Raw genomic sequence first — 21,396 nt, forward strand, 5'->3', positions numbered from 1 at the left:
TGTCAGCTGCCGTCCCCGTTCAAGTTCGACGCGAGCTCGCGGTCCACAGCCGCGAATTCATCGTGAACTTTCCTCACCGTCTTGCGGACGGCCCGCACACCGGTGAGCATGTCGTCGCGGTGGAGGTCCCAGGCGTTGGAGAATTCGCTGAGCTTGCCTGCAAGCCCCGAGTGCCCGACGAGGTCGGCGACTCCGGCGGCGATCGAGTCCGAGTGCTCGAAGGCGCGCTCGACTCGCCCGAGTTGCACGTCCGCTGATTCCAGACCGTCGAGATCGATTCTCAGATCCGCCACGTCGTCTCCCTAAGCTGCTGTCCCCGGTGTCTGTCCCTCACGCTAGCGACGTCCTCCGCCTTTGGTCGATGGGGAGTCCTCCCCATCGACCAAAGGCATCTGAACCCGCGTCACTCGTCCGCCCCGGACGAGGTAGCCGCGGCCGGGCGGGAACTCCGCGCGAGAGACCTTTGGGAACGGCGTGCGCATGATCTGGTCGCCATCCATCGGGTCGGGCTGGAGGATGATGCCGCGTCGGGCGGATTTCACTTCGCCGAGAAGTGGCCAGGAGGAGCCCCAGCCCGCAGTCTCTGCCTCGGCGACGAAGAAGTGGTCGGAGCGCTTGATCAGTTTGATGAGTTCGACGAGAGCTGCGTCGGCGGGCGTCGAGAGGAAGTCTGAGAACCCCTCAACAAAGACTGCGATGTGCGGGACAGGCTCGCCACCGACCCGAGCTGAGAGCTCTCTGGCAAGCGAGGTCGTTTCATCAATGTCGAGTGCTGTCTGAGTCCAGAGGGCCAGACCAGCGAGCCGAGATCTTTTACCGCCGATGAAGTACAGTTCAGACTCCGGCTGAGCTCGGCTCAGTGCCGAGGCCAGTGAAAGCAGCGCGTTCGTCCGACCGCTCGAAGGCGCCCCGGCGATGAGCATTGCGCCAGCTGGCTCGAATCCCACCGGTTCGAGCGTCTCATCCGAGATCCCGAGAACCGGCTCTCCTTCCACTGCTGTCGGGAGTTCCGAGAGCAGAACCTTTCTCGGCAGGGCGCGCACCTGCTCGGCGGGTCGTCGCCGCGCGGCGATCGTCGCGCCGAGGTCGGCGATCGCACGTACCTGATCAACCGTGCTCCGAGAGCCTCCGAGCACTGCGATCTGCGTCTCCCACCCGTCGATGATCGCTCTGCCTGACGGCGAGGTCGGAGAAAGGATGTCGTCCTCCACGTTCAGAAGGGTGTATCCAGTCTCCTCGGCCAGGCGGAGTACGACCCGACGAGAGATGGACGCCCCCACAGCTGACGGCACGCTCGCTGCACGGTCGGCAGTCAGTGCGATATGGATGCCGAAAGGCCGCCCATCCGAGAGTAACTGGAGGAAGGCGGCATACCACTCTGCGCGCCCCGCTCCCACCTCGTATTCGGCACGGAAGGCAGGGAATCCATCGACGAGGAGCAAGATTCGCGCGAGGTCTTCGCTGCCCATGGATGCGCGATAGTCGTCGATCGTCGACGCGCGTGCTTCGCCGAAGAGCGCTGCCCGCCGGGTCAGTTCCGCTTGGAGCATTCGGAACAGGCGCACAACGCGCTCGGAGTCGTCACCTGCGATCACTGCGCCGACATGGGGGAGCGGTTCCAACATGCGTAGGCCGCCAGATCCGAAGTCAAGACCGTAGACATCGACGATCCCGCCTCTTGGAGTGATGCCTGCGGAGATCGCGAGCGTGCGTAGAGCTGTGGACTTTCCTGAGCCGCCCGTGCCGTAGATCGCGAGATGGCCGTCGATGTCCGGCAGGAAAGAGACCGGCTCCTGAGCCTGGCGGTGGGGGAGGTCGGCCACGCCGAGGACCAGCTTTGTGTCCGTTCGCTGGGGGAGTCGTGCCAGATCGTAGATCTGCGCCAACTCGGGCATCCACGGACGCCGGGGCGATGGTAGGCGGGCGCCGATGAACGCTTCGCCGATGCTACGTACCAGTCGCGTCTGATCAGTCGGGCCAGGGTCGGAGACGCGTGGAGCGTCTTCCGTGTCGGGCACTTCCCACAGCACGGGTGAGCCGAAGCGCAACTCGGCCACGTCTATCGACGGAGCGGGCTTCTCGCCGGTTGTCCACCCTCCCGCGTAGGCGGCCTGAAAGGGCGTGAGCCGTCCGGGGCCCGTCTTCGCGCTCGCGCGGCCGGGAATACTCGGGTCGAAGTGAGCTGCGGCTGGCGTGCCGAGCACATCGACAGAATCTGCCTCGTCGGCCATGCGCAAAGCGATGCGCAAGTTCGTGTTCGCACGCAGATTGTCTCGGATCACTCCGGCAGGGCGTTGCGTCGCGAGAATGAGATGGATGCCGAGTGAACGACCTCGCTGGGCGATGTCGACCACACCGTCCACGAACTCTGGAACGTCGCTTACGAGTGCCGCGAACTCATCGATGACGATGACGAGCGCTGGCGGGGTCTCGGAGTCACGAAGGCTCTCCATCTCGAGGATGTCCTTGACCTTCTTGCGGTTGAACAAATGCTCGCGATAGTGCAGTTCTGCGCGCAGACTTGTCAGGGCGCGTCGGACGAGATGCGGGCTGAGATCAGTAACAAGGCCGACCGAGTGCGGCAGGGACACGCAGTCGGCGAACGCTGAACCGCCCTTGTAATCGACGAAGAGGAAGGTCACGCGATCGGGGCTGTACTCGGCAGCCATGGCGAGCACCCACGTCTGCAGGAACTCGCTCTTTCCGGATCCGGTGGTCCCCCCCACGAGTGCGTGAGGGCCCTGGGCCCTGAGATCGAGGTGCATGGCATCCGTCCCGCCTTGCCCGATGATCGCGCGTAGCCTGCCAGGACGATGGCGACCGGAGGGCGCTGCCGAGCGATCGATCAGCGACTCGTTCTGAGCCCATCGGTCGATCACTGCGGCGGTGGACGTGAGTAGCTCTGAGTCCAGAAGGGTTACGAGGGACACCGACCTCGGAACGTCGGACGCCTCGGCTGAATAGGCGCCAGCATCCGTGACGGGCGCGAGCGAACGTGCGAACGCCGCGCACCGTTCATGGTCGATCCGCTCGGGTTGGACAGGGGTGAACTGCTCTCCCTGGCGCACATGGCCGATTCGCGCGTCGAGGGACCCGATGGTGGAGAACTCGAGAAACGTGCGACACACCGCTGGTAACTGAGCCGACGAGGCTTCGAGCCAGATCCCGTAGACACCCGCATCCGGCGCACGCTCCATCAACTGGACGAGACGGCCACGGTCCGCGATGCAATCGTGCGCGATCAGCACAACGATCGCAGGTAGGGGTATCGACGGTGGTAGCGCCGCCGAGTCGTCCTCGCCGATCTGTGCCGCGCGCGCAACCGCGGAGTCCGACACAGCCATGGCGCGCCTTGCGTACGCGTCCCGCTTGGATGCCGGTGCACGTGCATCGACGAGCTCTTCGAGCGCGGCGATGAGAACACGCGTACTCGATTCGCTGTCGGTCAGATGCGGGATAGCGTTGAGCGGGCTGCTAGGCGAGGATGTGTGGGGAAGCCATCGCATCCACTCGAAGGAGTTCCCCGTACTTGGGCCGACGATTGCCGAGACGACTAGCTCATCCGGGGAGTGGAGTCCGGTGAGCTGAGTGATCAGGGCGGCAGCGGCTTCCTCCGCGGCTCCGACTGGTCCCGCGACACCAATGCTGCCGGAGTCGTGCAGGTTCTCGAACACAGGAACTGCGGGTACGAGTGCGAATTCGTCGGCCAGGGAACTGAGCTCGTCCACGTACTCGGGTAGCGCGCGTTCCTGACCGGGTATGTCGGCGATGCGTGATCGGCTGGCGAGGGTCCCCGTTCCGATCCGAACGTTTAGAAACGACCAGTGCTCCGGTCGGCGTGTCCACAGCAGTTCGGTCCGGCCGAGGGCCGCGGCGACGACCTCGTCAGTCGAGGGGGCCTCTTTGAGGCGGATCTGGTGCTCGAGAGTGAGCGACGTGGCGAGTTTGGTGCGAAGAGATTCCATCTGTGCACCGAATCGGCGGATCTGGTCGCGCATGCGTCGGCGCCGTGTTCCACGAGTGGTCAACCAGTTTGCGAGCATCAGGACCGGGGAGAGCGCGACGAAAGCAATCGATAGCGGCGACTGCGTGATCGAGAACAAGACGGCACCCATGATGAGCGGCGCGATCATGATGAGCCAGGGGAACGGCTGGCGGTCCTGCTCGATGGGTGGCTCCGGGGAGGGGAACTCCGTTCCCGGAAACCGTGCCTCGACGCGTGGTGACCGGTTGAACGGAATCGACGCTGGTTCGCGCGGGGTGCGTCCGGGCACGCCGACGACGTCGATGAGTGTGAGCGTCACGTCGCCGAGCGCGACGCTCCAACCCGGCCGCAGGGTCGCGCGTGAGAGCATGCCTCCGTCGATGACAAGACCGTTTGCCGATTGCTGATCGATGATCGTGACGGCGTCATCGAGGATGTCGATGACGGCGTGGGACTTTGAGACCGATGGGTCAGTCAGAGCGATGCCGTTTGCCTCACCGCGACCGATCGAGGTCGTTCGACCGGTGACGGTGAATACTCGCGCGTCGTCTGTGCCGCCTGATGCCCGGAACCGAGCGGTCGGTTGCCCGGCCGCCATCGCAAGACGTGCGGGTTCTGAGCCGGAGTCGATCAGGCTGATGTGAGATCCCGAGACAATGCCCGCATCTTGAAAGGGCATCGTGGGATCGATGGCGTTCCACGTTCCGCTTCTGTTGACCGTGATCGTCTGCGGGCCAAGGGTCGAGTGCTGCGGGTCTCGTGAGGCGATTGCGTCAGCGACGTCTGCCACGTGTGCGCCCGCGTCGACGAATATGGTCAGGTCGGTGTAGGTGGCGTCCGGGCGGATCAGTGTCAACTTCGTTCTCATCGTGTGCTCCCGCCACTAGCCGTCTGTGGGGCGATCTCCCTCGGCTGACCGGCATCCAACAGTGCCAGGTCCGTCGGTGTCACCAGCCGTGCCATGATCGCGTGTTCGACCAGGCGTGACTTGCGGTTGCGGGCGAGCTTCCCGACCCCGCCACGCAGACCTGGGACGCCGTCGCGGTCGAGTTTGTCGCAGACGTTATCGAGTTTGCGGTTGAAGGTCGTGATCGGCCACCCGAGACGCTCTGCGGCTTCGGCGGACGAGGGAATGCGGCTTGCGCCTGCCATCCCGTCGCGAAGCATCGGTTCGCATAGCGCGATGATCAGCAGCCGCTGGCTCGGGGTGAAGGTGGTGGCGCCGAGCGTTGCCGACAGTGCGGTGTCGGCGCCGGTGGAGACCGGCAAGGCGGCATCCGGCGCCGGATTCGCCGAGGAGCCGTCAAGGATGACCCCGAGTTCGTACGTGAACGGGCCCGCGCTGAACACGACGCTCAGCGGCGATGACACGAGTGGCATGCGGCCGGCCGGGCCCAGCATTGCCTGGTAGGTGCCGTCCGCCGTTGCCACCCCGACGGTGATCGACTGGCCGCAGTTCGTCATCCACCACATCCCGGACGCCCACTCGAATTCCAGCAGTCGCCTGTGCAGGTAGCGGTTGTCGTCGATGCTGAGATCGGCATCGCGGCCGACGCTGAAGGTCCTCCCTGGCGTGCAGGCGTGGCGCTCGCCGCAGAAGTCGATCGTCAGCGTCGACGCTGTCGTGTCGTCATCCATCGTGTCGTCTCCCTAGAGGCGTCCCCTGCCGCATCCTGCTTCTCGCCTTCATCAGCCCGCGCCCAGCAGCAGCGCCACAATGACGGCCGCGGCGGACAGGACGAGCAGCGCCCCGGCGCCGATGATGATCAGCCGCCAGGTCATCCGCCGGTGACGGGCACGGCGTGCGGCCGCGGAGCCCCCCGTCGGGGCGACCTGCGGCGCGGGCGCAACGCTACGGGTGATCGCCGGTGTCGGTAGCGACTCCCGGATGCCGTACGTACTCCGGGCAGCGGACTCCGCGCCTGGGTCATAGGCGATTCGCGCTCCCGGAGGTGGCGTCCACGCCTGAGCTTGCGGAGCAGGGGGACTGGCGGGGGAGCGCAGGATCGTCTGATCTGCGGGATCGACGCGCTGTCCGGCAAGCTCAGTGCGAGCCGTCTCGGGCGTCCGTGGTGACGCGAGTGCCGTGCGCTCGGCGTCGAGGTCCCGGGTGGGGCCAATCGCCGTACGGTCATCGATCGGCTCGGAGAGCGTCCGTGGTGGCGCGATCGCCGTTGCCTCGTCCGGTACAGCCGGCGTCCGCGGGCGTGCGATCGTGGGCTCGGCGAGCTCGGGGTCAGAAATCGTTGCCCGCGCCCCGGCGATAGCGGTCCGGTCGTCCACCGGAGGCGTAGGGGACGGTGCGACGGCGCCCGCGACAACCGCCGTCTCGCGCGGAGAGAGCCGGGTGCGCTCGGCGCTGTCGTCAGGCATGTCCTGCGCGCTCGGGATGTCGAGGTGCGTCGTCGGAAGTCCCATGTCTTGCTCGATGCGCTGGAGTCCGCGCGCGAACTCCGAGGCTGATTGTGGGCGTTCGGTCGGATGCTTGGCCAATGCGATCGCGAGAAGCTGCTGAACAGCCTCGGGAACATCGTCGCGGGGGATTCTCGGCGCGGAAGTGGACATGATGTGCGACATGAGGGCGGGAACGTCACGCGCTCCGGTGAGCTCGAACGGCGAGGCGCCCGCGAGGAGCGTGTAGGCCGTGGCCGCCAGCCCGTACACATCAGCTGTCGACTCGAAAGGGTGCCCCGCGACGACCTCGGGTGCCGCCCACGGCAGCGACATCGCGCCGCCGCTGTTGGTCGGGTGCCCCGCCACGACAGAGATCCCGAAGTCTCCAAGGGCGGGCCACCCGTAGTCGGTGGTCAGAACGTTCGCTGGCTTGAGATCGCGGTGCAGGATCCCGTGGCGGTGCGCGGTCTCGACCGCGCCCGAGAGGCGGATCATCGTCTGCAGCATCTCCGGGACGCTCAGCGGCCGGTCGCGGATGCGTTCGGCCAGCCCCGGGCGCGAGCAGTACTCCATCACCAGGTACGGGCGGCCGGTTGTCGTGATCGCTGCGTGATACACCGTGACGATCGAGGGGTGGGTCGACACGGTTGCAAGCAGATTCGCCTCGCTCTCGAACGAGGCCTGCGTGCGGGGATCGGTGACCGCTTCGCGCATGACCTTGACAGCGACCCGGCGACGGGGGAACTCCTGCTGGAAGAGCAGTACGTCTGCGAACGCGCCGGCACCCAGGTGCCGCTCGAACGTCAGCCCCGGGATGTCCACCCCGCCGTACCCCGGAGTCACGGCACATCCTCCACGTGGATGCGCACGCCTCCCAGGTCCACCACGACTCCAGCGGTCAGCAGCGCGGTCTCGCCGCCCCGCAGGCGCCGGAGCGTTCCATCCGTCGCGAGGATCACCGTCCCGTTGGTCGAGCCCAGATCCTCGATGACGACGTTCCACCCCTCCACACCGATGCGCGCGTGGTTGCGCGAGACGTCGGTCGCGGCGCCTTCGATCTTCACCAAGGTCGGAAGAGTGCGACTATCCGACCGCTCTGCGCGGGGGCTGCGGCCGATGATCATCTGCGCGTCGATGGGAAGGCGGCGTCCGTCCGGGAGGCGCAGCATCCCCTGAGGTCGACTCGTGCGCGCCGGCTGGGCTCCCGTCAGCGGGATCGCGCACACGACGCAGGTCGCCCGCGTGGGCGGGTTCGGGTGGCCGGTCGCGCAGACAAGGCCCGACACCTCGGCCGACATCTCGTCCGACGCTGCGGGTGACATCGCGTGTCCTCTAGCAGTGGAAGACGGCGTCGGGAGAATGGCGGCGGGGGAGGATGCGACCTCGTCCTCCACCTCTTCTGCGCGAACCGCGGCTGCCTCGACGCCGAAGAATCTCGTGGACCCGAAGAGGTCGTCGAACCGGTAGCGGTCGGTCTCGGCCTCCTCTTGCGATCGCGGTGGAGAGGTCGGCTCGGGGTCGCCAGCAGAGGTTGGCGCCGGTGCAGCGCTGTGCTGCGCCACGGTCGCAGGTTGCTCAGTCGGGGAGGCTGCGCTGGATCCGTCGTCGAAGAGGTGCGCGGGGAAGTCCTCGGTCTCGGCGCTGAGCCCTCCCCGCGCTGCGTGCGTGACCGTCATGAGCCGCAGCGGGGCATCCGGCCGGCGAAAGACGATCTCGCTGATCGCCAGGGCGCCCGGCCGGGCCGTGCGCTCGCGGTCCGGGATCGCGCGCAGATCCGCGCGGACCAGCTGCCTGTCGAAACAGACGGCCAGGCGTGTGACACCGTCGAACGCCACTTCGCGCCACGTCCGTGCGCCGAGGCCGTCAACCGTGGAGCGGCGCCACCGATCATCCTCGATTGTGAGGACCGCCGCGCCGCGCAGCATCGCCGTCAGCGTGCCGTCTTCTACCCTGCCGACGAAGAAGTCCGGTAGCGCGCCGATCCCAGTCTGGAGCACGACATCCAGCAGATCTTCAAGGGGCGTGTCGGCTGTCATCATGGGGAGCACCGCGCGGGCGCGGTCCTCGCCGTGAACACCGCCGAATGCGACGCAGGTCGATCCCTGGATGATCGCGGGATGATCGCCCCGCATGTACGTCCAGCCTGTCATCCGCGCGCCCGCTGCTTGCTCGAGGGGACTGTGTCCTCGTCGGGGAGCAGATCGGCGACAACCGCGCTGGTTGCGCCGATGCCGCCAGTGACGTCGTCGGAGTCGGGGCTCGCGCCGCCGGCGACGACGTCGACCACGATCGCCGTCACGTTGTCGCGCCCGCCGCGCTCGACCGCCTGCATCACCAGAGTGGTCGCCGTCTGCTGGGTGCTTCCACCGAGAGCGAGACCGGCGCGCAAACTCTCGTCGGGGAGCTCGCCGGTCAGCCCGTCGGAGCAGATCAGCAGCCGCTCGCCCGTGACGATGGGCAGCAACCAGTACTCGGCCTCACTGTCGGGGGCTCCCACGGCCCGAGTGATGACGTTGCGGCCGCTGTAGGTCGCCATATCCTCGCGGCGGAGCTTGCCCCCGTCGACGAGTTCCTGCGCGACCGAGTGGTCGACCGTCACCTGTTGGAGCGTGTTGCCGATCAGCCGGTACACACGCGAATCGCCGATGTTCAGCACCAGCCACCAGCGGTTCTCGTTCTGGGTGACGACGACGATCCCTGTGAGCGTTGACCCGGCTCCGTTGGGAAGAGCGTCGGCGATCGTCGCGACACTGTGGTGGGCGCGCTGGACCGCCGCCATCACATCGTGGGGTGCGAGATCATCGACTCCCACGAGGGGCCGGAAGGCATCGATGACCGCGGCGCTCGCCCGATCGCCGGCGTCGTGGCCGCCCATGCCGTCGGCGACGATGAACACCGGGTACGCGGCGAGGAGCGAGTCCTCGTTCATCGTGCGGCGTCGACCGGTATCGGTCTGCGCCCCGGTGGTGATCGTCAGCGTCGTCATGCGCGTGGTGGCCTTCAACTTTTGCGGATGCGGAATGTCGCGTCCCCGAGCTGGAACGTCTCGATGAGCGCGTGCGTTGCGGTGACCTCGATCTCGGCGCCGGATTCGTCGAGCACGATCGAGCCGTTGGTCGAACCCGAATCTTCGATGACCCAGGTGTCACCGACCAGACGCAGCACAGCGTGCGACTTCGAGACCGTCTTGGTGTCGTCTACCACCGCGATGACCTGGGCATCCGACCCGGCCGGGGCCGAGGGTGAGCGCCCGAGGATGACGGTACTTGCGGTGATGGCCTCATCGCTGCCGTCGGGCAGGGTCAGCAGCCACGAGGGACGCTTGGAGCGCGAGATCACGGTGCGCTCGTCATCCTCGTCGATGTGCACGGGAGTCGGGGCGGCGGGCGCAGGGGCCGCAGGAGCGACGTCCGGTGCCGTTGCCGGCGCGGGAGCCCACAGGCTGTCGGGCTGCTGCGCAGGGTTCGGGGCGGACGGCGGCGGCGGCGGGATGAAGGCGGTCGGCGCCGCAGCGGGAGCGGCTGGCGCCGGGGCGGGAGGTGCGGGCCAGGGCGTCGCGGGGCGAGCGTCAAAGGGCGATGAGGGGCTCGGGGGCGGGGGCGGGGGCGGGGCAAGCGCGGGTCCACGCGGGGGTGCCGGAGGCGCGGGGGGAGCCGGAGGTGGCGGAGGTGCCGCGGTAACTGCCGCGCCGCCCGCAAGTGAGAACGGACTGGTCGGCGGCGCGGGCGGCGCCGCCGGGGTGTCGGATGGCATCTGACCCGTCGGGTATGCCGGGCGCAGCGGCCCTGAGAGCAGCCGCGAGCTTCCCCACCCGAGGATGCTGGCCCAGATGGGGAAGAGGAACACAGCGAGGACGGTCAGCCCCGATCCCCGTCCGAATCGCTTGTTCACGGTATCGATCGAGATGATGAGGAAGACGAACGCGACGATGTTAACGATTGGCAGGAAGGCCAACAGCGCCCAGAACCCGGGCTTGCCGCCAAGCTCGTACAGCGTCCACGTGTTGACGACAGGGACCCACGCCTTCCAGACGGGCTCGCCGGCCTTCGTGAAGACAGCGCCGAGTGCGAGCGCTGTCCAGATATAGATGCCGAGAGGGATCAGTATCGCGACGAGGATCACGACGATCCCCGCTCCCATCAGCCCGGCGGCTGCGCCGGATCCATCGTTCATGAACGTTGCTCCTTCCGCGACGCCGTGCGCGTCATCCGGGTGGTGTGGGTATCAGCGGTGCGCGGGCGGGCGGCGCGCTTTGCTCTTGCCTGCGCGGTCGCCGTCTGGATGCCGCGGCGGAAGGATCGCAGCGAGATTCGAGCACGCAGGCTGGCCCACCGACCGAGCCCCGTTCGCAGATGCGCACGCTCTGCGTCGACGAGGCTCCAGAACGCGTCGCTCTCGGCTTCGGTGGGCTGCTCGAACGCGAAGGCCGACCGATCGGCCCACGAGGCCAGCGCGACCGCGGCGCCGGTGCCTTCCGCGTCGTACAGCGCAGCGAGCTCGGAGCGTGTCTGCGCGTGCGGCAGCGGCAACCCACGGTCGACCGCGGCATCGACATACTCGTCCCAGCCGGCGATCACCCGGTCTGCGGGGTCGGCTGCGTGACGGCGGGAGCGTCGCCGCACCGTCTTGGCCGTGATGATCGCCAGCAGGGGGCCCAGCAGGATGAAGAGGACCAGCAGGACGCTTCCTGACACGCGCAGCGCTGCCCAGAGATCTGAGAGGTCCACGCTCTCTGGCGCGGCCGTGTCGTCGGCTGTGCCGGCATCCGCGGGGGAGGCATCCGGTGGCGGGACGGCATCCGCCTGCTGCGGGCGCACGTCGGTGGGGATCGGGGGGTCGTTGCGCTGATCGATCTCGGGCGCGATCGGGTTCGCGTGCTGGGGCGTCGTGTCGATCGGGATCCAGCCGCCTGCGGTGTCGCGGATCTCGATCCAGGCGGCGATGTCACCGCCGACGCAGCTGCCGTCTTCGCAGACACTCAGCGTGTCGTCCTCGCTGTGAAGCCGGGCGCCGAGGACGACACGGCTCTCGAAGCCGAGTCGATCGGCGATGAGGGCCGCGGCTACGGCGAACTGCTCGTCGTCACCGACAGCGGCAACCAGCAGAGCGTCGTCGTTGCCGCCGACGTCATTCTGGCGCTCATTGAGGGCGCTGAACAGCGACCCGATCCGATCTGTCGAATGCCCGGCCCGGCTGGGCTCGAATGAGTAGTCGTCCAGCTGGGTCATCCACAACGGCGGGACGTCCTCATCGATCGTGAGTGCGTGGCTGAGATACCCGCGGGCGCGCAGGCGCTCGATGAGAGTCACCAGCCCGTCGTAGCCATCGGCGACATCTTGGAGCTCGAGCCACTGGGTGAGCGAATCCGGGATGACATCCTCGTCGAGTCGGGGCTCGCCGACGAGCGGATCCTGGACGTCGGCGGCGGCCAGCGTGGCGGTCTGAGAGATCGACACGCCCGGGGCAAGGCCCGGATCCGACAGCTGCACTCCCATGTCGGCGGTAGGGCTGAAGAAGAAGCCGTCCGCGAGCAGGTTGCGATCGGCACCGGAGAATCCCACGGAGGTGAGCCCGGCGGTGATCGGCACCCAGATCCCCGAATAGGCACCGATCTCGATCACCGAGCGGACGGTCCCCGCACCAGACGAAGTCGGAAGTCGCACGAACGCGGTGGCCAGCGGATCCAGCCCGTCCGGGGCAAGGACGCGCGCGACGACCCCGTCGTAGAAGCTGAGGGTGGCAAGGCGCACGCGGTCCACCGACGAATCGGTGGTGATGCGGAAGAGCTCGGTGTCCACGATGTCGTCATCGAAGTTCTCGCGGTAGGTGATGAGGGGGCTGAGTTCGGAGCGGATCCGCAACTCCGGGGCGATGACGGTGCGGGGAACCTCGCGCACCTGCCCCGCCACGGCCAGCGGCGCAACGACTAGCCCGACGACGGTCGCGACGGTCGCCATCGCACCGGCGAGCAGCCACTTGCCGGTCGCGGCGCCGCGGGGGCGCTTGGCGCGCACGCCGGTCGCTGTTTCGGCCGTGCGCAGCTCGAGGGAGCGCGCGGCGTTGGTACGCCACACGAACCAGCCGACGCATGCGAGCAGGCAGAACAGGCCCGTGGACAGCTCCACCACTCCGGGAACGGTGACGGGTCCGATTTCCAGGATGCCGCGCACCGCGCTTGAGCCGAAGACGATGCCGAAGACCGGCATCGTCAGTGCGAGCGGCGCGGCGAACACCCAGTGACGTGTGCGCCACGCCGTGCTCAGAGCGATCACAGGCGCGAGGAGACAGACCAGCAGGAGCGGTGCGAGCACTGCCTGGTAGGTGCCGAGAGGCACGTCGAGGGTGAGGATGTTCTTCCACCCGGTAACCGGCGCGGTGGCGATATCGACGACTGCGGCGGGAAGTTCACTGAGATCCGTGAGTGCCCGCGGCGCCCCGAGGGGGATACCGAGGACGAGGTAGGCGGCGACGGTAGCGAGGGCGACGATCCACCACGACCACCGGCTGCGGGCAGCCAGGACGGCGATCGCAACCCCCGTCACAACCCCGATTCCGACGGTGAGATACATCCAAGGGTCGCGGTAGATCGGCCACGCGGCCACAGCGGCGACGCCGCCGAATGCGACGACCAGCCCCACGTCGATGACCCACAGTATTCGTGGCAGGGCGGAGGTGCGCGCGCTGCGGCGCGCACGGTCGCGGATCGGGGCGGCAGGCGCGCTCATGCCGCCGACCGCCGGGCAAGGATGTGGCGGAGGTCGTCGAGGAGTCCGATCGTGATCACGGCGATATCACCCAATTGCCGATAGCCGGGCTCGGCGGTTGGGTCGCAGACGATCACGATCACACTGACGTTGAGGGGAAAGGCGACGGCCGCGGATTGGATAGTATGCGCGGTGACTGTCGAGCCGCACACGAGGAATCCGACCGAGACATCGCGATGGGCCTCGACAGCGAAGGTGGCGACATCCAGGAGGGGGTTTACGGAAGCGCGCTCGGCGACCTCGCACAGGGCGTCCAGCAGCGTTCGGGCGCTCACCGTCGGCAGTTCGTGCACGGCGCGGGTGATGCGTCTGGCGAACTCGGGTATTTCCTGCCCGACGACGACGTCGACGTCACGGCCGTCGCGGATGCCGCGCACACCGAGCGAGCCGACGGCGCTGACCGCGAGCTCGAACTCGTCTTCGTTAGCGAACTCCGTCTCGGCTGTGGCGAGTGCGATCAGCATGCGCGAGCGCCGGGATTCCTCGTACTGGCGCACCATGAGCGTGCCGGTCTTGGCAGTCGACTTCCAGTGCACCTGGCGGCGGGAATCGCCGGGGACGTATTCGCGGATGGCATGGAAGGAGATGTCGGAGTCGACGATGAGAGACGAGGGATTGCCCTCGAGATCGCGGACGAAGCCTGTGGCGGTGCTGGGGATCACCGTGGTCACCGGGTGCACGTACAGGGTGTGGTGGTCCTGCCACGCTGTCTCACGTCGCAGCAGTCCGAGCGGGTCCCCGCGGACCGTGCGGGCTGGGCCGATCGCGATGACACCGCGGCGGTGGGTGGGAATGGCGACCTGTTCGCTGAAGACTGCCCCGGGCCGCAGCAGGGGTACGGCTATTTCGACAAGACCTTCGCCGACGGGGACGTCGACGACCCCTGGGAGGGCGAGTCGACGCCCGATGTTGGTCACGGTGATCGCGCCGCTGACCTCGGCGCCGGCGACGACCCGGTCATGGGCGAGCGTGAGGTCCACCTCGTAGGCCCGCGCGCCGAAGAGGAACACCGAGGCGAGCAGCAGAAGACTGAGAGCGATGGTCCCGGCGGCGACGAACTCGATCCAGCCGAGGATGAGTCCGGCCGTGAGCCCGACCACGGCGGCGGCCACCAGCATCCACCCGCCAGCGGTGACCGTTTCGGTCACCGCCCGTGTCGCGCGCGTGATCGTCTGCCTCAGCCGCCGCCAGAACTTGATTCCCTGGACGACGACGACCGTCGTGGCTCCCCCCGTTGCATAGCGCGTTCGAGTGGTGGACCGGCCGGTCGATCCACTCGTTCGCGTGATCCGGGAGTCGGTGTGTGAGCTCACGCGGACTCGCGCTGGCTGGGCGGCACGGTGTCCAGAAGCACCTGTCCGATGACGGCGTTCGCGGTGACCCCGTCGAATTCCGCCTCGGGGTCGAGGATGAGGCGGTGGGCGAGGACCGGCTCGGCCAGCGCCTTCACGTCGTCGGGGGTGACGTACGAGCGGCCGTGGGCTGCGGCCCAGGTCTTGGAGGCCTTTGTCAGCGCGAGCGCGCCGCGCACACTCACGCCCAGGCGCACCTGCGTCGCGTTTCGGGTGGCTTCGACCAGGCGCGAGATGTAGTCGAGCACGAGCGGGTTGAGGTAGACCTCGCGGGCGATGTCGGCCATCGTCACCACACCCTGGGGGGTGATCACGGGGGCGACTTCGCGCTTCGCTGTTGCCGTACCCTCGAGGATCTTGAGAGTGGCGGCGTGATCGGGGTAGCCGAGCGAGGTCTTGAGCAGGAAGCGGTCGAGCTGCGCCTCGGGCAGTCGGTAGGTGCCGGCCTGCTCGACCGGGTTCTGGGTGGCCACGACCAAGAAGGGGGTGCCGACCGGGCGGGTCACGCCGTCGACGGTGACCTGGCCCTCTTCCATGACCTCGAGCAGGGCCGACTGGGTCTTGGGGCTTGCGCGGTTGATCTCGTCGGCGAGGACGACGTTGGCGAAGATCGGTCCCATGTGGAACTCGAACTCCCCCTTCTTCTGGTCGTACACCGTGATACCGGTGACATCGCCGGGAAGCAGATCGGGGGTGAACTGGATGCGGCTGCTCGTGCCCTGAACGGTGCGCCCCATGGCGCGGGCAAGCGACGTCTTGCCCGTCCCCGGGTAATCCTCCAGCAGCAGGTGGCCCTCGGAGATCATCGCCGTGAAGGCCAGCTCGATGACGTGGCGCTTTCCGAGCACGACCTGTTCGACGTTGGCGACCAGGCTGTCAAACGACTCCTGGAACCAGTTGGTCTGTTCGGCGGAGAGGGTCATGCGGATCCTTTCGGGCGTGCGGTGCTCACGGGGTGGTGCTCCCCTCTGTTCCGGAGTCAGCGGGCGGCGGATCCGGGGCGGTGCAGGTGAGGCTGTATGACTGTGTGTCGAGCGCCGACAGGGCCGCGGTGAACGCGACCGAGTAGGTCGCTCCCGTCGAGCCATCCTCTGACGCGGACGTCGAGTATTGACCGGCCTCAGCTGCAACGACAATCTGACCGGGCGAGACGTCGCCGCTGACGCAGGTCGCGGGGAACTCGATCCGCACCAGGTAGGCCGGTGATCCAGTAGCGGGTGAGATCGTCACGGGTTCGGAACACGTCTCGGTGCTACCCGCCAGACAGGCCTTCGCGGTCAGCGGCGCCGGCGCCACACCGTTGTATCGGAATGCCTCGTTGAAGGAGGCGACGGGAGTGCCACCCGTGAAGAAGACCACCTCGTAGCTGCCGGTGGCGGCCAGCGCCGGGGCGCTGATGACACTCCATTCACGTACCCGCGCGTTGGCGACAGTGGAGTCGGCCGTGGCAGTGATCGAGTAGGTCGTATCTCCGGTCGGGGGAGGGATCGTCTCGCTGGGACGGACGGTGCCGCTGGTCCAGCTTGTCGTGCCGAACGACACTCCGTCGTACCAGGTCTCGGCACAGATATTGACCGTCGTCGCCTCCCATACCGTGCCGGCGAGCGTCGTCGAGAACGAGGATCCTGTCACCGACCCCGAGGGAGTGCATGTCGTGCCGGCCAGAACGGCCCGAGCCTTCACGGTGGCGCCCGTGCCGTTGGGCGTGACCGTCGCGGCGACCTGGATCTGCCCGCTGCCGTCGGTGCTCGCGGTGACCGTCGGGTCGGTGATCAGCGGCGCACCGATGCCCCAGGCTTCGCCCGAGACCGAGGTCCCGTCCGAGCTGCCGCCGGCGACGACGGATTCGGGCGGCACCTCGAACCGGGTGACCGGGGTCGCAGTGACAGTGGTGGGGGTGTTCGACCCGACAAGGAACGCGGGGAACTCGACGCTGTTCTGTCCAGACGGGACAGAAACGGTGACGGTCTCGCCGACAGGGCTTGTCAGACGGATGGCGCCCGTGGTCGGACCGATCCCGGTCACGGTGATCTTCGCGATGAGACCATCGGGTGGGTTCGGCACAGGAGCCGCCTCGATCCCGCTGGGGGCGACGGGGGCCTGATACGCCCAGGCCACGATGCTCGCGCTGGTTCGCGATTCACCCGTGGAGTTGACCGCCCACGCCTGGTACGTGACCTTCTCACCGTTGGTCGCCGAGATCGGGGCGCACTCGCCTGTGGCAGAGCAGGTCGTTTCAACACCGTTGCTCCCCGCGACTCGGTAGCCGCTCACCGCCGGGTACGACGTGGATTCGGACACCACCCGCAGGGTCACTGTGTCACCGGTGTAGTTGGTCCAGTTGATGCGTGCGGGATCTGCCGGCAGTCCCTGGAGGTCGAGGATCACGGTGCCGTCGCGATCCCCACTGGATACGCGTTGTTGCGCATCCTGCACTGAGAAGCTTCCGGTGCAGTCGGCCGCGCCTGGCGCATCGGAGGCCCAGCTCGCGGTCACCGCGGTGGCGCTGGCCTTTGTGAACGTGACGTCGGGGCAGTTCTCGGGGTTTGTCACCGAGACCAGCGTCAGCGGCGTGCCGGGAAGCGGATTGACCTCGCCGACCACGCCGATCACCTGGATCGTGCAGGATGTCGTGCCACCGCTCTGGGAGCACTGCTGCGTCGCCGTCCCGCCCTTCGGGAGTGTCGAAGGTGCAGGCCCGACCGTGAGTGCCAGGGTCGCTGCCGCGGCATCCGGGTGGCTGAGGATGCGCACGGTGACCGGCTCCTCACGGGCGGGCCGCGATGCGTCCTTCGCAACGATGGTCAGCGAGGAGCCGGACTGCGTCACCTCGAACTGATCGCCGGAGTACTCGATGCCGTACTCGACCGAGGCCCAGTCGGGTTCCCCGTTCCAGGTTGTCATCGACTGCAGGTCGTACACGGCTTCGGCGCCGGGGCTGACGCTGAGGGATGCGGCACGCAGCTCCGGCTGCGGTGCCTTCGCAATGATCGAGACCCGCAGCGCGAGATAGGTGGGATCCTCCTGCGAGGCGAGTCGCACCGGCACGGTACAGGTGTCGGTCCAGGGGCCGCCGACGCCCGCGTCATAGCGAATCGTCGTGCCGCGCTCGAGGGAGCACTGCCCAGCCCGGGAACCGGTCGAGGTGACGCCGGCGCCGTCAACGACAAGCTCCTCTCCCCTGGGGACTGCCACGGCCTGCGCCATGTCTACGTCGACCGAACCCTCTTCGTTGACCTCGATCTGTGCGAACCCGGCACGAAGCGCCAGTTCGATGTCGTTGTCGCCGGGGATCCGGAGGAACCCGTAGGTGACAACCTCGGTCCCGTTGAAGGCGGTGCCCGAGAGCTGGAAGGGCACGAGTGTGGAGTCCTCGGGAATCTCTCCTGAGATCGACCAGCCCTGCGCGGTGAAGGCCGCCGAGTCGTCCCAGAGAGCCATCGTGAGGTTCGAGATGTCGCCACCGCTCCAGGTCACCCGGCCTGTGACGACATCGATCCCAGCGGGCAGATCTTCACGGGACTCGGCGGTAAGGATGGTGTCCTGCACGACCGGATAGTCGGGTACCGGAGTACGCACGACCTTGAGGACGATCAGTCCTTGCGCTGTGTCACCGCTGCGATTTCGTACGGTGTAGAAGAAGGAGTAGGTGCCCAGTTCCGTCCCCGCCGCGAGCACGACCTGCCCCGTCTCGGTATCCACTGAGGTCAGCATCGCCTCGACCTTCGCGTATTCGTCGGTGTCAGGTTGGGCGTTGGGACGCACATCGACCAGTTGCAGCTCGCTCCCGGTGGGATCGACGTCATTGTCGGTCGGGAACAGCACGACCGTGTTGGACGCACCGGCCTGCGCCTGGGCGTAGTCGCTGTAGGTCACCGGGCTCGGGTCGGAGGCCTCGTCCAGGATGCCGATGCGGACCGTAGCGACGGCGGTCTCGCCACGGGAGTCTCGCACCTGGTAGGTGAAGGCATCCTGGCCGCGGGCGCCTGGGTTGCTCGTGTAGACGATCGCATTAGACTCGGCCGAGATCGCCGCCGAGCCCTGCGCGGGCTGCGTGACGATGCGGTCGAGAACCACGCTGTCGCCGTCGGGGTCGACACCGAAGCTGTCGAACGGGATCGACACCGCGCGACCGCTCAGCACCCGTCCCGAAAGGTCGGTGGGAAGGGGAGCGGTGTTCGTATCAGAGGGCAGCACCGTGATGAAGATGCGCGCACTGTCGGTCATCTCGGGGAACCCGAGGCGGAAGATCGTATACGCCACGGAATAGGTGCCCGGCTCGGAGGGGGCCAGGTAACGCACCACCCGCGGTGTCGCGAAGGCGAGTCCGGCATCGGATTCGTTCACAACCTGGGATGGATCGATCGAGACAAGTGCGCCGGCGGGAGCGGTGTCGTTGGCCAGAACCGGGATGTCGATGAGGGAGCCGACGCGCACGGTGACAGTGTCATCGGTCGCGATCGGCGGCTTGGCGCTCGGGGACGGCAGCAGGATGACGGTCAGCTCGCCCGTTGCGGTGGCGTTCGGATCCCCGGTCCCGTCCGAGACCGTGTACCGGACTGTACCCAACTGCCCGGGCTGCCCGTCGGCGGTGGTACCGGACACGCGGATCAGGCTCTGTGCGACGACGTCCACGCTCAGCGAGGCGCCAGCGGCGGGCTCCGGGCGAAGATCGCTGACCAGCAGGACGCGCCCCGACGGGTTCTCGACCGCGGTGAGCACGTCGATCGAGGCATCCTCGTTCGGTCGGACGAAGGCGGTCAGCGGCGGCGTCGAGATGCGGACTTCCGCGGGATCGAGCACCGTGATCCGCACGGTCGCCGACATCTCGCCGGTGTCATCGCGCACGGTGTACTGCACGACATGCGAGCCCGGCTGGTCGGCGGTGAAGGTGAAGGAGAGCCCGGAGGAGTTCGGGACGACGGTGGCCGTCGAACCGTTGAGCGTCTTGACGGCGGTCAACGACACCGCGCCCTTCGTGCCGTGCACGCGGTCATCCAGGGTGACCGACATCGGCAGGCCGAGTTCCCCGGTCAACGCGAACGAGTCGGCGGACAGCTGTGGCGACGGGGTGACGGAGATGAACAGGGGCTGGCTCGATGACGCGCCACGGGAATCCGAGACGGTGACATCGACCTGCACGCTCAGCGCCGTCGTGGTGTTGGGATCCGGGTGCTGGTAGGTGACCGTGCCCGCAGGGTCGGCGGCGACCGTTCCCAAGCCGGTGCCGTTGGTGGCGTCCGAGAGGTAGACGGGGTCGCCGTCCGGGTCGACCCAGGCCTCCATCACGTCCACCGAGACGGTACCGCCGGGCAGGACATCGGGCGAGGGCCACGTGGCCAGACATCCCGGGTCGCCACCGCACCAGATCGGCGCGTTGTTGACATCCTCCGGGACGACGCTAACGGTCACGCTGGCTGGCTCGGAGTTGAGACCATCGGCCGTGGTCCCATCCGTCACCCGGTACGAGAAGGTCGCGGAGCCGGAGGCTCCCGCTGCGACCTCGATGACCAGCTGCTGACTCTCATTGGCAACACGGACGGTGCCGAAGGCCGGATCAAGCCCCGTCACCGACGAGCCGATGATGCTCAGGACATCCTCGTTGGGGTCGTGGTCGTTCAGGAGCACGGGCAGGACGACGTCCCGCCCCGCACGGACGCCGAAGGAGTCGGGCTCGGCGACCGGAGGTCGCGGGTCGAGGACTCGGTCGGGCGTCACATTCTGGTCCTGCTCCTGTTGACGGGCGGCCTCTTCGCTGCGCCAGGACTGCGACGAGGCGACCAGCGCACCGTCGGGCAGCGTCCACACCCAGCCGGAGGTGGTCTCGTTGAGGATCGCCTGTCCGGAGTTGGCCGCGATGACCGGCGTCAGCTGCTCGTCCAGCGCGGCTCCGGCGAAGTCGAGGTCGGTGGCTCCGGACTCCGAGGACCACAGCGTGCCAGCTTCGGCGGTGAGCCATGCGCCGAACAGGACACCCCCGACGGAGGTCGGCTGCGCGGGCGCACCCTGGGCCTCGACAGTGCGCTGCGTGTTCTGACCGTCGAGGGCGACCGTCACCAGGCCGCTTCCGTCGGCGATCGAGACCTCGGCTGCGGACGGGTCTGGACTCTGAAGACGTGCGTTCTCATCGACATCGAGGGAGACCGGACCGTCGACGCCCTGGATCCACAGTGTTCCGCTGGTGGGCTCCAAGACGGCCCACCGCCCGCCGACCCGACTGAGCTGCACGTCGTCGGTGGCCGGGATCTCGACCTCCTCCTCGTCGGTGATCTCGCCCGTGGCGGCGTCCGCGGTGAACATCCTCCCGCTCGCGAGCGAGAGCGCCAGCAACGTTCCGGTGTCGGTCACGGTCACCGCATCAGCACCGATGCGCGGACGCGTCTGCCCCTGTTCGACCACGACGTCGGCGTAGGGGTCGATGATCGTCGCGGCACCGCCGGTCGACAGGCGGGCGGCGTAGACGTCGCCCGTGTCGGTCAGATAGGCGAGATAATCGCCCGCCGAAGACACTTCGCTGGTTCCGGACGGGGTCGGCTGGAGGACGTCGGCGGCATCGGCGTCGATGTCGGGAGGTGAGGGGAGCGAGACATCCGCGTACTTGCTGTCGCCATCGGTGAAGACGAACAGATGCCCTTGCGTCTGGGCGAGTCTGCTGGGGTTCTCGACCTGCTTGACCGTGACGAGTTCGCCCAGTGCCGTGTTCACCCGTGCATAGTTCCGCCCGTCGCCGGTCTGCAGCGCCCACACGGACGAATCCTGCAGCGGCGTCTCCTGTGCATCGAATCCTGGCCAGACGGCTGCGGCCGCGACGACCAGGCCGACGACCGCGACCGTTGCCCCACCGGCCACGAGTGCGCGCCAGCGGGGCCCTGTCGGGCTCGTCGGGGTGGATGTCATCCGC

At 67.7% G+C, this 21,396-nt stretch carries 11 protein-coding genes; all 11 read right to left on the reverse strand.

The features are described from left to right. Window positions 1-2: 2 nt before the first annotated feature. From B3587_RS00225 to B3587_RS00275, 11 genes are read right to left on the reverse strand one after another with little or no spacing between them, the layout of a single operon-like run. A complete protein-coding gene (locus B3587_RS00225; protein WP_292725654.1) occupies window positions 3-293 on the reverse strand; it encodes a hypothetical protein in 291 nt (96 codons plus the stop codon). 42 nt (window positions 294-335) lie between these two features. Then, window positions 336-4,853: an FtsK/SpoIIIE domain-containing protein gene (locus B3587_RS00230; RefSeq protein ID WP_292725656.1), complete on the reverse strand. Its 4,518-nt coding sequence runs from the start codon at window positions 4,851-4,853 to the stop codon at window positions 336-338. Further along, window positions 4,850-5,623: a hypothetical protein gene (locus B3587_RS00235; protein WP_292725658.1), complete on the reverse strand. Its 774-nt coding sequence runs from the start codon at window positions 5,621-5,623 to the stop codon at window positions 4,850-4,852. The genes B3587_RS00230 and B3587_RS00235 overlap by 4 nt, the downstream gene beginning before the upstream one ends. Before the next feature lie 51 nt (window positions 5,624-5,674). Beyond that, window positions 5,675-7,222, reverse strand: coding sequence for a serine/threonine-protein kinase (locus B3587_RS00240; RefSeq protein ID WP_292725660.1), 1,548 nt, complete (start codon window positions 7,220-7,222; stop codon window positions 5,675-5,677). Beyond that, entirely contained in the window at window positions 7,219-8,529 is a 1,311-nt protein-coding gene (locus tag B3587_RS00245; RefSeq protein ID WP_292725661.1) for an FHA domain-containing protein, read from the reverse strand. The genes B3587_RS00240 and B3587_RS00245 overlap by 4 nt, the downstream gene beginning before the upstream one ends. Continuing rightward, window positions 8,526-9,365, reverse strand: coding sequence for a PP2C family protein-serine/threonine phosphatase (locus tag B3587_RS00250; protein ID WP_292725663.1), 840 nt, complete (start codon window positions 9,363-9,365; stop codon window positions 8,526-8,528). Before B3587_RS00250 ends, B3587_RS00245 begins: the two co-directional genes overlap by 4 nt. A gap of 14 nt (window positions 9,366-9,379) precedes the next feature. Next, complete coding sequence (locus B3587_RS00255) at window positions 9,380-10,552, reverse strand: DUF5684 domain-containing protein (protein ID WP_292725665.1); 1,173 nt, start codon at window positions 10,550-10,552, stop codon at window positions 9,380-9,382. Beyond that, window positions 10,549-13,104 carry a transglutaminase domain-containing protein gene (locus tag B3587_RS00260; RefSeq protein WP_292725667.1) on the reverse strand — a complete coding sequence of 852 codons (2,556 nt, stop codon included), beginning with the start codon at window positions 13,102-13,104 and terminating at the stop codon, window positions 10,549-10,551. Before B3587_RS00260 ends, B3587_RS00255 begins: the two co-directional genes overlap by 4 nt. Then, on the reverse strand, window positions 13,101-14,456 hold the full coding sequence (locus B3587_RS00265) for a DUF58 domain-containing protein (protein ID WP_292725669.1): 1,356 nt from the start codon (window positions 14,454-14,456) through the stop codon (window positions 13,101-13,103). Before B3587_RS00265 ends, B3587_RS00260 begins: the two co-directional genes overlap by 4 nt. Next, window positions 14,453-15,418, reverse strand: coding sequence for an AAA family ATPase (locus B3587_RS00270; RefSeq protein WP_292725671.1), 966 nt, complete (start codon window positions 15,416-15,418; stop codon window positions 14,453-14,455). The genes B3587_RS00265 and B3587_RS00270 overlap by 4 nt, the downstream gene beginning before the upstream one ends. Window positions 15,419-15,443: 25 nt before the next feature. Further along, window positions 15,444-21,392 carry an Ig-like domain-containing protein gene (locus B3587_RS00275; RefSeq protein WP_292725673.1) on the reverse strand — a complete coding sequence of 1,983 codons (5,949 nt, stop codon included), beginning with the start codon at window positions 21,390-21,392 and terminating at the stop codon, window positions 15,444-15,446. Window positions 21,393-21,396 lie beyond the last annotated feature (4 nt).

It is taken from the genome of Microbacterium sp. UBA837 (assembly GCF_002296025.1).
GTDB lineage: Bacteria > Actinomycetota > Actinomycetes > Actinomycetales > Microbacteriaceae > Microbacterium.

What these genes read in the sequence shown, in the direction of transcription:
- B3587_RS00275 (WP_292725673.1), bottom strand. Translation starts at nt 21,392, where the DNA reads ATGACATCCACCCCGACGAGCCCGACAGGGCCCCGCTGGCGCGCACTC.
- B3587_RS00260 (WP_292725667.1), bottom strand. Translation starts at nt 13,104, where the DNA reads ATGAGCGCGCCTGCCGCCCCGATCCGCGACCGTGCGCGCCGCAGCGCG.
- B3587_RS00270 (WP_292725671.1), bottom strand. Translation starts at nt 15,418, where the DNA reads ATGACCCTCTCCGCCGAACAGACCAACTGGTTCCAGGAGTCGTTTGAC.
- B3587_RS00250 (WP_292725663.1), bottom strand. Translation starts at nt 9,365, where the DNA reads ATGACGACGCTGACGATCACCACCGGGGCGCAGACCGATACCGGTCGA.
- B3587_RS00245 (WP_292725661.1), bottom strand. Translation starts at nt 8,529, where the DNA reads ATGACAGGCTGGACGTACATGCGGGGCGATCATCCCGCGATCATCCAG.
- B3587_RS00230 (WP_292725656.1), bottom strand. Translation starts at nt 4,853, where the DNA reads ATGAGAACGAAGTTGACACTGATCCGCCCGGACGCCACCTACACCGAC.
- B3587_RS00255 (WP_292725665.1), bottom strand. Translation starts at nt 10,552, where the DNA reads ATGAACGATGGATCCGGCGCAGCCGCCGGGCTGATGGGAGCGGGGATC.
- B3587_RS00235 (WP_292725658.1), bottom strand. Translation starts at nt 5,623, where the DNA reads ATGGATGACGACACGACAGCGTCGACGCTGACGATCGACTTCTGCGGC.